The sequence below is a fragment of the Paraburkholderia sp. 22098 genome (assembly GCF_052045935.1).
In the GTDB taxonomy this organism is placed as follows: Bacteria; Pseudomonadota; Gammaproteobacteria; order Burkholderiales; family Burkholderiaceae; genus Paraburkholderia; species Paraburkholderia caledonica.
Genome location: NZ_JBQEPV010000010.1, coordinates 240053 through 253705 on the forward strand (window position 1 = coordinate 240053; position 13653 = coordinate 253705).

The following is a 13653-nucleotide window of genomic DNA, read 5'->3' on the forward strand; positions in this document are numbered from 1 at the left end:
CGCTGAGCGCGTCAGAAGCTTGTGGCACGTGCGTGTCGGCGCAACTGGCTCTTCGTCAAGTCGCGAAAAAACAACGCGAAGCGCACGACAGTCCGCCCCATACATGGCGGGCGATGGAAGCGATCGCCGGTCGACGTCCGCGCAACAATGTAAAATCACACGCCGGTCGAATGCTGCAACCCCGCTGCAACCCTTATTCGCGCAGTCACCGCGATGCGCGTGTATCGCTTCGTCACCAGGCCACGCTGTGCGGACGTGCAGCACGGTTCCCGCGTGGCGTCTTTGGCTTCCATCTCGTTCGCAAGACTGCGGACGATTCCGTGTTCAGCACGAAATTGATTCGGCGCGACGACCAACGTGCTCGCACCGGGTGGTAAAACGCCAGCCGGTCCAACTTATTACTCAGGTTTCAATTTGACTCCACTATCCGTCTACGTTCTCACATACAACAGCGAGCGTTATCTGGACAAGGTTCTGGCGGCCGCGAAGCGTGTCGCAGATGACCTGCTGGTCGTGGATAGCGGCAGCACCGACGCGACGCTGTCGATTGCGGCTAAACACGGCGCGCGAATCGTGCATCGGCCGTTCGATAATTTTCGAACGCAACGGCAGTTCGCCAACGGGCTTTGCCTGCACGAAACCGTGATGTTTTTCGATAGCGACGAAATCGCGAGCGACGCGTTGATCGACGAAGTGCTCGCACTGAAAGCCCGCGGTTTCGATCACGAAGCGTATGCCGTCAGGCGCGATTGGGTTGTCATGGGCAAGGTCATTCACGCGCTGATGCCGATCTCGTCTCCGGACTATCCGATCCGCATCTATCGGCGCGCCACGCTGCGTTTCACCGACCATAGCGTTCACGAAACGCTGACCGGTTACGAGAACTGTGGGCGAATCGAATCGCCGGTGGTTCATCGTACGTTTGAGACCGCGAGTGAGATGAAGACCAAGCTCGATCTGTACACGGACCTCGCCGCAACCGACCTGCTGGATAGAAGAGACCCGGCTCGCGTTCTGTGGCTCAAAAGCTGGTTCAGCCCTTTGGGCGCATTCCTGAAGTGGTACATCCGCAAAGGCAATGTCCGCGACGGTCGCATCGGCCTAACCCTCGCGCTTTACGCTTCGTCCTACACGCGGCGAAAGTATCGCAAAGCGCTCGTGCAACTCAATGCAAATCGTTGAGGTGCTTTTTTCTGTCGGCGCGTGAGAGCAGAATGAAAAGCCGCCGCCCACACTGAACCGTGCGATCTGGCCAGGATCGCACCCTGCCGACCGGGAGTTTCGTATGATCGTATCGATGAATACGTATTTCGACGTTCCCGGCGGCTTGCGCACGGGCACCGTCGGGCTGACTCTGGCTTTCGTCGTTTCCACCGCGGGCGCGGCGTCGAGCTGTCCGACAGTGATCACGACGCCGGGCGGCAGCGCGTTCGACATGGCCTCGCTCATTTCGGACAACGGCTCGCCGGCAGCGGCGCTCGCGAAGCTGCGCTCGGTGTTGTCGAAGCTCGGCTGGGGAAGCCGCTGCAGCATGCTCCGAAACGTGGCCGCATGCGAGGAAACGGTCGAGCTTGCGAAGCGGGCAGTCGTCGCGCTCGAAGCTTGCGCCGGCTCGACGCCGCCCACGACGCCGCCCAATACTGGCGCCGACAAGCCGCGCGAACAAAGCGGCGACCGAGGCCAATCAGCACGACTCGGCGAATGAAGCCGTAGGCCAGGCTACCTGGCGATTCGCGCAATGCTCATTCGTTGTTCTACGCACGCGATGCGCGACACGCGTCACTGCGATTCGTACTTCAGTCCGAGGCAGCGGCCGTACGTCGAAGCGCGGCTTCGACGGGCGTCGCCGCAAGCGGCGAACTATCCACATCCGCTGTTTCCACGACCACGCGTTCCAGCGCTCTGAACGGCGCGAGTAGCGCCTCGTCCGCGACGTTCGATGTTATGAGCCGCCAGTCGCGTTCGAGAGGAGTCCAGTGTTGTTGCCGCGAGCGGCCGAGTTTGTCGGCGTCGGCAAGCACGAGAACCTGCGCCGCGCGCCGGATGATGCAGTCTTTCAGATACGCTTGCTGCGCGCTGGCTTCGCACAGCCCGAATTCGGCGACCACGCCATCCGCGCCGAGAAACGCCTTGTCGACGCTCAAACGGCTCAGCGAAAGTTCGGCAAGCGGCCCGAGCGTGCTCATGCTCGAACTGCGCAAGTCGCCGCCGATCAGCGTCAGATGCACACCCGGAGCGTTCGCGAGCGTCATCACGGCAAGCAGATTATTGGTGACCACGTGAAGATCGACGCGCGAGCCGAGATGCCGCGCGAGCGCGGCGCAAGTCGTGCCGCCGTCGAGCAGCACCGTATCGCCGTCGTGCACATGCGCGGCAGCCGCCCGCGCAATCGCTTCCTTCTGCTCGCGCTGCGTCGCCTTGCGTTCCTCCAGCGACGCCTCCGGCTCATGCGAGCCGATCAGCGCGGTCGCGCCGCCATAGGTGCGCACGAGACGGCGCTGGTTCGCAAGCGTCGTGAGATCGCGCCGGACCGTTGCCTCGGACACGCCGAGCGCGGCGCTGAGCTGTTCGACGTTGGCGTCGCCGGTCACAACGAGATCGAGAATCGCGCGATGGCGCTCGGACGCTTTCATGGCTGTCATCTGCAGTAAAGAGGCTGCCGATCTTACACCACGGCCGCCCGCTATTTGCCCTGCTTCAGCCGCGCCGCGTGGCGAGTTCCGCGCCCTGGCGAAGTGCCTCGAGCAAGCTGCGCTCGTCGGCGATGCCCTTGCCCGCGATGTCGAATGCGGTGCCGTGATCGACCGACGTGCGGATCACTTCGAGGCCCACGGTCACGTTCACGCCGGCTTCGAGGCCGAGCACCTTCACGGGGCCGTGGCCCTGATCGTGATACATCGCGACCACCAGGTCGAAATCGCCGCGGCCGGCGCGGAAAAACAGCGTGTCGGCGGGCAGCGGCCCCGTCACGTCGAGCCCCCGTTCCTGCAGCACTTTCACCGCCGGCACGATCTTCTCTTCTTCCTCGCCGTAACCGAACAGGCCGTTTTCGCCGGCGTGCGGATTGATGCCGCACACGCCGATGCGCGGCTTCGCAATGCCGGCCTTGACGAGCGTCGCGTTACCCCGCTCGATGGTGCGTTGTACGAGACCCGGCTCGATCTTGCGGATCGCGTCGATGATGCCGATATGCGTGGTCACGTGAATCACGCGCAATTGCGGCGCGACCAGCATCATCGACACCTCGTCCACACCCGTGAGATAAGCGAGCATTTCCGTGTGGCCGGGAAACTTGTGGCCGCCCGCGTGCAGCGCTTCTTTATTCAGCGGCGCCGTGCAGATCGCGTCGATCTGCTTCGCCTCGGCGAGTTGAACCGCGCGCGCGATGAACTGATAGGCGGCGTCGCCCGCGACTGCCGACAACTGGCCGAACGGCATGTCGGCAGGAATCAGGTCGAGGTCGATGCAGTCGATCGTGCCCGGCTCGTAGCGCGCCTCGGCCGCTTCCTTGATACGGCGGATCCGGGCGTTGCCGCCGACGATCTCGTTCGCGCGCTCCAGCCGCCGCGCGTCGCCGATCACGAGCGGACGGCACTGCTTGTAGACGATGTCGTGCGCAAGGCTCTTGACGATGATCTCCGGGCCGACGCCCGCTGCGTCGCCCATCGTGATGCCGATGACTGGAAGGTAATTGCTCATGATGTTTTGCCTGGTCCTTGATGTCTGCCTAACCTGCCCGCCTGATTGCGCCGATGCGGCGCTCAGGCTGGAGCGTGTGAGCCGGTTCCCGCGACCGCCGACGTTGCCGGCGCTTCGTGCAGATAGCGCCACGCGGCGAACAGCGCGTGATCCGTGCCGAAGGCGCCCGCCTTCGTGACGATACGCAAATGCGGTTGCGACGCGCGGGCTTCGACGGGCTTGCCTATGGCCACGCCCGGTTCGATCTCCGCAATCAGTTCTACACCGCTGACGCCGACGGCACTCAGCATCGCGCGCGCGGTCTCGCCGCCCGTTGCGATCAGTCCGCCGAGCGCATCGAAGTGCGGCTCGACGAGCGCCGCAAGTGCTGTGGACAGCAACGCGCCTTCGGCGGGATCGAACGCGTCGTCGCGGCCGATGCGCAGCAACAGATCCGCGCGCGTCGCGATCACCTCGCCGATCCGTGCCCGCCATGCGGGCCAGTCGGGATGACGCTCTCCGTCGCGCAGCATCGCGGGCGGTACAGTCAGTTCCGCCATGCCCGCGCGTTCGCGCAGCATCGCACACTGCCGCTCCGACACCGCCGAAAGACTGCCCACGAGAATCAGCACCGGCGCGTTTTCATCGCGCGATTGCGGTGGGCATTGAGTCTGTGCCGCGGGTCGGGCTTCGAACAGACCGGCGAGGCCCGCGATCTCGCGCGCGAGGCCGCCTGAGCCGACCCAGAACAGCGCCTCGCTCATCTGCGTCGTGACCTGAGCGAGCGTCGCTAAATCCTGCCTTGTCTCGGCGTCCACCACCAGTGCCTGCGCGCCGCTCGCTGCCACGGCCGCGATCTGCGCGGCGAGCGTGTCAGCACCTTCGCGCAACGCGTCGACTTCGAGTTGCGCAGTCGACAAGCCGGCTTCCGCCAGCATCGCGTGCAGGTCGGCGGCGCGACCGGGATTGTCGAGTTGCCACGTGTCCGTCGATTCGAGCGGTTCGCCGTGCACGAACACGCGGCCGCCGCGCAACGTGCGACCCGTCGCCGGGAACGCAGGCGCGACGATCGCGAGGCCGGCTAGCGGCTGCAACGCGGCGACCTCGGCCGCCCAGTTGCCGCGCAGCGTCGAGTCGATTTTCTTGTACAGACGCCGGCCCGGACCGCGCAATGTCTGCCACGCCGCCGCGCTGCGTTGCGCGGCCTGGGCTGGCGTGAGACGGCGGGTGTCGGTGTCCGCGGCGATCACGTCGGCCGCCTGTGCGTCGAGCCCATGTGCCGGCACGTCGAGCGTAACGATGGTGCGGTGGCCGGCGCTTGCAAAGCCGATCGAGCAATCTGCGGCGCCGGACAGATCGTCGGCGATGATCAGTATGCTCATCGCGCCAGCTCTCCTGCTTCGCGGCGAAGCTGCACGCGTTTCGCGACGGCGGCAGTGAGGATCGGAGACAGGATCGCGGTCACCACGACGCACGCAGCCACGAGCAGTGTCGCGCTTTTAGCAGCCTCTGAGTAGACCGGGTTCGCCGCGGCGATCAGCGCCGGCACAGCGGCCGCATTGCCCGCGGTATTCGCTGCCGCGACGCCCGCGACACCAGTGCCGCCCGTCAGACGATCGGCCAGATAAAGCGGAATACCTGTGACGATCACAACCGCAATGCCGAGCCCGATGCCGAGGATGCCGGCCTGCCACACCTTGTGCAGATCGAGGCTCGCGCCGAGCGCCAGAGCGAAGAATGGAATCATGACTGGTACGGCTTTGCCGAGGAACGCGCGCATTTCGCGGTCCAGGTTACCCAGCAGCATGCCGAAAACCAGCGGCAGAATGCTGCCGACGAGCGTAGGCCACGGGAACGCCGACAGACCGGCGACGCCGAGCGTGACCATGGTCAGGAAGGGGCCGGATTCGAGCGACATGATGGTGTAGGCGCCCACGTCTTCCGAGCGGCCGTATTGGCCCATCAACGCCATGTAGAGCCCGCCGTTGGTGTCGTTCATCGCCGCGACGACGGCAAGTGTCGACAGGCCGGCGAAAAGTCCCGACGAAATGGGCTGTTCGCCGAGGAAATGCCCCATCACGACGCCAATTACGATCGCGGCACCAACCTTGGTGACGAACAGCGCGCCGCCTTTTTTCAGCAGATAAGGCGTGGCTTTGACGTCGATGCTCGCGCCCATGCAGACGTAAAACACCGCGAGAATCGGCAGCGCGCCGGTGAACAACGCGTTTGTGAACGAGCCGAAGAATTTCGGCATGCCCGGCAGGAAGGTCGCGACGAGCGCGCCTAGCAGCAACGGGACGATCATCATGCCGCCGGGTACGCGTTCAATGCCGCGCTTTATGTGTATTTGGGCCATACGAGTCTCCAGTCTGATCCGACCTGATTGATTTGGTCACTGATTTGATTGAAACAATCAGATTGAAGTGTACTTCTTCCGCGAAACTTGCGCAAATCAATCATTTGTGTGATCGATGTGAGCAGACGGCGACCCGGCGCGCGTGCCCAACGCGCTGCTGCGTATCTCGCTAACCGGCTGGAACTGCCCGCGCCGACGGCGCGAAACCTATGCCGACCACGTACACTGCGGTCAGCAACGGGCAATCAAAAGGAGCGAGGTAAGCAATGACGAGCGCGGCGTTCTCCCCTGCAGGTTCTGACAACTGGCTAGAGGCGCGGCGCGATCCGGAGACGGGAATCGAAAGCCTGCGCGCGCATTTTAGCGGCCACGCCTACGATCCACACGACCACGACGACATGCTGGTCGGCTACACGGAACAAGGTGTACAGCGCTTCCGGTGCCGCCGCTCGCTGCATACGAGCGTCCCGGGCCGTGCGATCCTGATCGAGCCAGGCGCGCTGCACGACGGCCATGCGCCGGAAGCAGGCGGGTTCACTTACGCAATGTTGTATCTGCCGCAGACCTGGGTCGAACGCGCGACGCGCCGCCTGAACGTTCCCGGTCTCCAGCGGGTCGACGCGGCTTTCGCGCATACGCTCGTCGACGACAGCGGCCTCGTCGACGCCATCCGGCAAGCGTTTCTCGCGATCTACGGCAACGAAGGTCGACTGGCGCGCGACCAGACGTTGGATCGCCTCGTCAGGCGGCTCGCCGGTCACCTGGGCGATATGCCGACGACGGATAGCATGGCTATGTCAGCCACGATCGCGCGAGTCCGCGACTTCTTGCACGACCACATGGACGGCAACGTCGGACTCGATGAACTGGCCAGTATTGCGGGGATTGACCGGTTCCGGCTGACGCGTCTGTTTCAGCAGGCGTTCGGCACGTCGCCGCACGCGTATCTGGTCCGCCTGCGCCTGCGCGCGGCGCGCAGACTGCTCGCAAACGGCCGCACACCCGCGGAGGTTGCCGCGGAAGTCGGATTCGCGGATCAAAGCCATCTTGGCCGCTGGTTTCGCCGTGCGTACCGGATGACCCCAGCCGCGTACCGGCGCATGTGCACGAACGTTCCAGACTGATTGCGCAGGCTCGCCGATCATGAGCGCCTCACCGAGGAGCAAACATGTTCGATACGAAGGTAGCGCTGATCGTGCGCGACGATCTCGCAGTCTGGCAAAAACTCAATGTAGCCGCGTTTCTCGCGACGGGTGTCGCCGCCGCGATACCGGACGCGCTGGGCGAGCCTTACGAGGATGCCGCCGGGCGCCGATATGGCCGCATGCTAGGTCAACCGATGCTGGTGTTCGCCACCGATCTTTCCGGGCTGCAAGCTGCGCATCGGCAAGCCGTCACGCGCGAACTCACGATCGTGCCTTACGTGCACGCGATGTTTTCAACCGGCCACGACGCGGCGAACCGCGAGGTTTTTCGTGCGCAGGATGTGGCGAACCTGGACCTCGTGGGTCTCGCGCTGCATGGGTCCAAAAAGGCCATCGACAAAACGGTGAAAGGGCTGAAATTGCACTCGTGAGTCGGCGCGAGCGCCGGGCACCTGGCGCCGAACCAGACCACGCGCGCCGCGCTCAGCCAATACGAAACACCGCGACCTGCCGGCTCAACTGCCGGGACTGCTCGTCGAGTAGTTGCGCGCACGCGCTCGCCTGCTCGACAAGCGCCGCGTTTTGCTGCGTGATCGAATCCATCATGGTGAGTGCCGCGTCCACCTGCTCGATGCCGGTGCGCTGCTCGTCGGCTGCGGTGGCCATTTCGCTCATCACTTCCCGAAAGCGTCCGGCTGCGTCCAGTACAACCCGGATCGCCCGTTCGGCGTGTATGACGAGCGTCGAGCCGTCGGCGGCGGCACCTACGGAATCCGCTACCAGCACACCGATTTCCTTCGCCGCCGTCGACGCATGTTGCGCGAGAGAACGCACCTCTGCGGCAACGACCGCGAAGCCTCGCCCGTGCACGCCAGCCCGCGCCGCCTCGACGGCGGCATTCAATGCGAGGATGTTGGTCTGGAACGCGATGCCTTCGATGATCCCGGTGATGTCCGCGATCTTTCGCGAACTCGCGTCGATGCGCGCCATCGTGCTGCTCACCTCGTCGACGGCACGGTTGCCTTCGTTTGCGGCGGACGCCGCCTCGTGCGCGACGGTATACGCTTCTTGCGCGCGCAGCGCGTTGCGCCGGACCGTCTCGGTCAGCCCGCTCATGCTCGCGGCTGTCTCCTCGAGCGAGGCAGCCTGCTCCTCGGTACGCGAGGACAGGTCGAGCGTACCGGCAGCGATCTCACCGGCGGCGGAGCCGATCGACTCGCAACTGTCACGCACCGTCGTGACCGTTCGCGCGAGCCGCCCCTGCATCTGTTGCAGTCCGTCGAGCAGTTGTCCCATTTCATCGGCACGATGACGGCCAACGGGGCGGCTCAGATCGCCTGCCGCAATGGCATCGAAGTGCGCGAGCGCGTCGCGAAGCGGCGCAACGATCGCACGGCGTAGCGCTAGCCAACTGAACGCCGCCGCGGCAATGCCGAACGCGAGCATCGCCGTCGATCCCGCAAAAAACAGCCTGAAATAGCGTTCCGCCTGGTCGTAGCTGCGCTTTGCGTTGGCATAGAGCGCGCGCTTGAGCGTGTCGTTTGCGCTGCTCATGTCATTAAACAGCTTGCTTAGCTGCGATGTACCGATCCGCTCGGCGGCGGACCGGTCGCCTGCCTTGAGAGCGTCGATGAACGTCCGCATGGCGGCACGCATTGCGTCGCGGCGCTGCCCAGCGGCGGCGATGAGCGCGGCTTCGCCCGCTTCGTGCGGCTCGGCAACGAAATTGCGCCACTCATCGTCCGACTGGGCAAAGAACTCGCCCGCGTGGCCGATCTGCTCCCGGGCGTGGGCGCTGTCAGCGCTCGCCATCGCACCGCCGAGCACGAGGCGGGTGCGGGCGATCAGCAGCTCTGCGTTGCCGATGTGCACCGCCGCCGTCAGCTTGTTCTCATAGGTATCGCGTGTCGCCTCGTTCGCGCGCCATGTGCCCGCGAGACCAAGCACGCCGATGGCCGTCATCAGCGCGGCGAGCAACGCCATGGTCAACGCAATGCGCTGCTGCAACGAGATGGCTTTGCGCCGCCCGACAGCTACAGCCACGGAATCACCAGGACCGGACTCATCGGCGTCGTTCACGCGCTGTGGATCGGGAGCGGGTGCGACGGCCCCGGCGGTGGAAACGGACAGCATGATTCAAACCTTTTGCTTTGTGAATACACATGGATCTTGTCGTGCCGTGCCTGTCTCATTCGAATCCGACCTGACGAACGCCTGATGCGACGGCTCGCGCCGAAGTGCTGCCCTGCTTACGCGGCATGCGTTCAAGCCATCGACTCGCCGGCCTCTCGCCGCCGGTTCCAGCCTAACCAGACCGATAACAGCGCGATGAAAACGAAGACGCTCGACACGTTCGTGAAAAGGTCCGCAACCGGCAAATGCATCGCCAGCAGCACGCCACCCAGCACCGAGCCGACCACCGAGCCAAGCTTGCCGACGCCGATAGCCGAGCCGACTCCCGCGGAGCGCAACATGGTCGGATAGAGCATGCCGGCCACCGCATAGAGCGCGAACTGACTGCCGATCACGCATACGCCGCTAATGAACGACGCGCCATAAAGCCACAGTGCCGGCATCGGCATGCCGAGCGAGACGCAAACCGGGAGGCCGAGCATTGCGAGCAACAGGATCACCGCGACGCCATAACGGTCCACGCAGCGGCATAGCACGAGTGCGCCGACTGTTCCGCCAACCGGAAACATCATGGCGGCTTTTGCCGCTTGCGCCGGTGGCAGCGCGCTCATGTTGAACAGAATAGGAAGCCAGTTCTGCAGGAAGTGAAGCGCCAGCGAATTCAGCACGAAAAGCGCCCACAGCAAAGGCGTCACGCGGACAAGGCCGTTGCCGAACAACGCGAATGGCGTGGCGCGGACACGCTGTTCATCGTCAACGATATAGCGAACGGCTTGCTGATTACCGGCGGCCACCGAAGCGCCTCCGAATCGCGCTGCCGCCCCCAGGCGGCTCGCGATGCGCGCGATCTGCTCTGGCGCACGCCCTTTGAGGATCAGGAAACGGACAGATTCGGGCAACACGGCCAACGACACAATGGCTACCGCGACGGCCGCCACGCCGCCCACCTGAAAAAGGACGGGCCACCCGAAGCGCGGCAGCATCCACGACGCGATCGCGCCGCCACCGCCGGCGCCAATCGAAAAACCCGAGAACATCAGCGTGATCCACGTCGCGCGGCGCGCCTTCGGCGCATATTCGGAGACGAGCGCGACGGTGTTGGGCACCACCCCGCCCATGCCAATTCCGGCGAGAAAACGGAGCGCTGTCAATTGATCCAGTGACGTTGCAAGGCTGCAGACGAACGTTAGTATCCCGAACCAGAAGACGCCATAAATAATCGTCAAACGCCGTCCGATGCGATCGCCCATAAAGCCGAGCAGCAACGAACCCACGAGCACGCCGAGAAGGCCGTAGCCGAACACATGGCCGAAGTCAGTGGCCTTGACGTGCCACGCGTGTATCAGGGTTGGCGCCGCATACGCAGCGGCAACCTGATCGTAGCCGTCGATCAGCACGATCACAAAGCACCATGCAATCAGACACAAAGAAAAGCCGCGCAGCTTTTGCCGCTCGATCAGCGCGGTTATGTCGACTGCGGGTGCAACGGCGCGATCGTCCTCTGAGAGCAGCTTCATTGCATGCACCTCACGAGTCGCCCAACGCCGAGCGCATCTCCTTGAGGCGAGCGTCGTCCTGTTTGTGCTGGTCGCCGAATCGCGCCTTGTACAGTACCGCGAGCACCGTCGAGAAGATCGTGGCGAGCAGGAAGAGACCGGACGCCGCATAGAACATCTGTGAGAAAGGCAGATGCATCGACAGCAGAATCCCGCCGACCACCGGCCCCGACACCGAGCCGATCTTGCCGACCGAGATCGCGCTGCCCACCCCGGCCGAGCGGAACGACGTCGGGTAGATCATGCCCGCGACGGCGTAGAGCCCGTACTGCGCACCGACCACGCAGAAGCCGGTTGCGAACACGGCAAACATCAGCCACGCCTCGGACATGCCATGCCCGAGGAAAGCAACGACGGGGCAGCCAATCGCCGGCAGCGAGATGATCGCGAGCACGCCGTGACGATCGACGAAGCGGCACAGAATCAGCCCGCCCAGCACGCCGCCCACGGAGAACATGGTGGTGATGAGCCCGGCGCTCTGCGGATTGATACCGACGCCTTCCATCAGAATGGGTAGCCAGTTCTGCAGGAAGTACAGCGCCATTGAGTTCACGATGAACACAATCCACAGCAACGGCGTAATCCCACGCAGGCCGTCGGAAAAAATCAGCTTGAGGACGAAGCGCTTCTTCTCCTGGACTTCGCCGGGCACGAATTGCGCGTCGGCCGGAAGTGCAAGTTCCGGACGCAGGCGCGCAACCAGCTTGCGCACTGTTTCGACACTGCGTTGGCGCACCACCAGCAGCTTCGCGGATTCCGGCAGCGTCAGCATCAGCACGATCGCGACCGCGAGCGAGCCGATGCCGCCTACGACGAACATCACCGGCCAGCCATAGCGGTGAATGAGGGCCGACGAAACGAGCCCACCCGAACCCGCGCCGATGGAAAACCCGGAAAACATCAAGGTCACCCACGTCGCGCGCAGCCGTTTGGGCGCGTATTCGGCGACCAGCGCCACCGAATTCGGCACCACGCCGCCCATGCCCAGACCGGCGATGAACCGCAGCAGCATCAGTTCATGCAACGAAGTAGCCCACACCGATACAAGCGTGAGCAGGCCAAAAAACAGGCTGCCCGACACGATCGCGCGCTTGCGGCCGAACCGGTCGCCGAGATAGCCGAAGATGAAGGAGCCGATCAGCGTGCCGAAGAGCCCTGCGCCGAACACCGGCCCAAAGCCGCCGCGCGCGACATGCCACTCCTTGATGATCGCGGGCGCAGCGAAGGAAACCGCCGTCTGATCGTAGCCGTCCATCAGCATGATGAGGAAGCACCAGAACAGCAGGCCAATGGCGAAACGCCCTGTCTTCTGCTCTTCTATGAGTGTCGAGATGTCGAATGTGCGGTCTGCTTGCATGTGCGTCCCAAAGTGCCGATCAGACGGTGGCGTGCTGTGGCTGCGCGCCCCGCTTCTTTCTACTTGCCGTTGGCGCCGCCGGAGGAGCCTCAATATACGGCTGGCCAGCGTGCTACAGAATCAAAAAATCCCGATCATGAAATCGAAAAAGGTGAAGAAAGCCTGCTGTGCGTATCCTGCTGCAAATCCGCTGCGTGGTTCATGTCCGCCCGCCGTCTTCGCACCTTACGTCCCGGCAGGCGCGTCGCGTCAAAACATCTGATTGATACCGATGCGCGCAACCGTCTGCGCGCTGGAACTCGACGGCTGATAACCGAACTGCTCCGCTTTCGCATTCGTGCCCGAAGCGCGCTGCAAACCGACACCTGCGTAGATCTGCGTGCGTTTGGACAGATAGTGCGTGAGGAACAGGTTGTACTGGTTGTACGTCAGACCTTCGAACATCGAACGGTTGTACGAAATGCCCATCACGTAGAAGCGCGCGCCGCCGCTCAAGTCGATGTTGACGCCGACCTGGTAGTTGCGCTCCGTCACCGAGCCATGCGCGTCTTCGAGCTTCACATCGGTAAACGTCGCGTGCGGAATGAAGTTGCCCGCCGTAACGGAGCCGCCAACCGCGATGGTGCTATAGCGGTCGGCGTTGAACAGGGTGCCCTGTTTGAGCTGCTGACCGAGCACCGAGGTCACGCCGAAGACACCGAACAGGTCGGCGGTGCGGTTGTGCGACATCGAGTACGCCGCGCCCAGCTTCACCATGCCGTTCTGATAACGCGCACCGACGCTGTACTGCCGTCCTTCGCTGAAATTCGTCTGGTTGCCGAAGCTGTTCATCGCACCGGCCTGAAAGCCGCGATAATCGATCGACTCGTACTTCACCGAGTTGTCGAGCGCTCGCGTGTTGGCCAGTCCGTCCAGGTTACCCACGGTGTAGAACGACGAGATGCCCGGCACCGAGTTGTTCAATGCACCCACGTATTCGTACACGTAGTCGGGAATGTGGCCGAGACTCAGCGAGCCGAACCGGCTGTTCGCAATGCCCACGTACGCGTCACGGTTGAAGAAGCTCGTCGGATTGATCTGTGCGCCGGTGTTCGTCAAGAAGCCCGATTCGAGCCGCGCAAAAACCGTGTTGCCCCCGCCGATGTCCTCCTTGATCAGGAAGCCGAAGCGGTCTGGCGTGCGCTTGCCTGCCGACTCCTGATACAGATGCGCCCCCCGCGAGTTCGAAACCAGATCGACACCCACGTCGACGCTCCCGTAGAGCGTCACCGATGACTGCGCGAACGCGGGACTCCCCAGTACAAAGGCGCAGCCGCCTAATAACAGACTCGTCGTTCTCAACAAATGTCTCCAATGTTTTTTTCGCCGGCCGCATGTGCACGTGCCGATCCGCATGTGGCGGATGCGAGCGACTTCGCTTCGCGT

General features: G+C 63.7%; 12 protein-coding genes. 4 read left to right on the forward strand and 8 right to left on the reverse strand.

The annotated features are described in order from the left end of the window. Positions 1 to 414 precede the first annotated feature (414 nt). Together ACTJLB_RS22205 and ACTJLB_RS22210 are read left to right on the forward strand one after the other, a co-directional pair. Positions 415 to 1182 carry a glycosyltransferase family 2 protein gene (locus tag ACTJLB_RS22205; RefSeq protein ID WP_440784474.1) on the forward strand — a complete coding sequence of 256 codons (768 nt, stop codon included), beginning with the start codon at positions 415 to 417 and terminating at the stop codon, positions 1180 to 1182. A gap of 103 nt (positions 1183 to 1285) precedes the next feature. Further along, positions 1286 to 1705, forward strand: coding sequence for a hypothetical protein (locus ACTJLB_RS22210; protein WP_088174675.1), 420 nt, complete (start codon positions 1286 to 1288; stop codon positions 1703 to 1705). Between the two features lie 91 nt (positions 1706 to 1796). Here the strand turns inward: ACTJLB_RS22210 and ACTJLB_RS22215 are convergent, their stop codons facing one another. The 4 genes from ACTJLB_RS22215 to ACTJLB_RS22230 form a co-directional block, all read right to left on the reverse strand. Beyond that, entirely contained in the window at positions 1797 to 2633 is an 837-nt protein-coding gene (locus ACTJLB_RS22215) for a DeoR/GlpR family DNA-binding transcription regulator (protein WP_408164053.1), read from the reverse strand. Between the two features lie 64 nt (positions 2634 to 2697). Beyond that, positions 2698 to 3699: a 4-hydroxythreonine-4-phosphate dehydrogenase PdxA gene (gene pdxA / locus ACTJLB_RS22220; RefSeq protein WP_020065668.1), complete on the reverse strand. Its 1002-nt coding sequence runs from the start codon at positions 3697 to 3699 to the stop codon at positions 2698 to 2700. A 62-nt stretch (positions 3700 to 3761) separates the two neighbouring features. After that, positions 3762 to 5060: a four-carbon acid sugar kinase family protein gene (locus ACTJLB_RS22225; RefSeq protein ID WP_440784475.1), complete on the reverse strand. Its 1299-nt coding sequence runs from the start codon at positions 5058 to 5060 to the stop codon at positions 3762 to 3764. After that, positions 5057 to 6037, reverse strand: a complete 981-nt coding sequence (locus tag ACTJLB_RS22230) for a 2-keto-3-deoxygluconate permease (RefSeq protein ID WP_020065666.1) — start codon at positions 6035 to 6037, stop codon at positions 5057 to 5059. Before ACTJLB_RS22230 ends, ACTJLB_RS22225 begins: the two co-directional genes overlap by 4 nt. Before the next feature lie 266 nt (positions 6038 to 6303). Between ACTJLB_RS22230 and ACTJLB_RS22235 the strand changes: the two genes are divergently transcribed. After that, positions 6304 to 7161 carry an AraC family ligand binding domain-containing protein gene (locus ACTJLB_RS22235; protein ID WP_440784476.1) on the forward strand — a complete coding sequence of 286 codons (858 nt, stop codon included), beginning with the start codon at positions 6304 to 6306 and terminating at the stop codon, positions 7159 to 7161. Positions 7162 to 7205: 44 nt separating this feature from the next. Beyond that, positions 7206 to 7613, forward strand: coding sequence for a DUF2000 family protein (locus tag ACTJLB_RS22240; protein ID WP_440784477.1), 408 nt, complete (start codon positions 7206 to 7208; stop codon positions 7611 to 7613). 52 nt (positions 7614 to 7665) lie between these two features. On the opposite strand, the gene ACTJLB_RS22245 is transcribed toward ACTJLB_RS22240, so the two are convergent. The 4 genes from ACTJLB_RS22245 to ACTJLB_RS22260 form a co-directional block, all read right to left on the reverse strand. After that, on the reverse strand, positions 7666 to 9315 hold the full coding sequence (locus ACTJLB_RS22245) for a methyl-accepting chemotaxis protein (RefSeq protein ID WP_440784478.1): 1650 nt from the start codon (positions 9313 to 9315) through the stop codon (positions 7666 to 7668). A gap of 131 nt (positions 9316 to 9446) precedes the next feature. Next, positions 9447 to 10832 (reverse strand): MFS transporter, encoded by a 1386-nt coding sequence (locus ACTJLB_RS22250; RefSeq protein ID WP_440784479.1) that lies wholly within the window; start codon positions 10830 to 10832, stop codon positions 9447 to 9449. Positions 10833 to 10842: 10 nt separating this feature from the next. Further along, positions 10843 to 12228 (reverse strand): MFS transporter, encoded by a 1386-nt coding sequence (locus ACTJLB_RS22255; protein WP_087752195.1) that lies wholly within the window; start codon positions 12226 to 12228, stop codon positions 10843 to 10845. Positions 12229 to 12477: 249 nt separating this feature from the next. Further along, positions 12478 to 13569: a porin gene (locus ACTJLB_RS22260; protein ID WP_088174682.1), complete on the reverse strand. Its 1092-nt coding sequence runs from the start codon at positions 13567 to 13569 to the stop codon at positions 12478 to 12480. Positions 13570 to 13653: the final 84 nt, after the last annotated feature.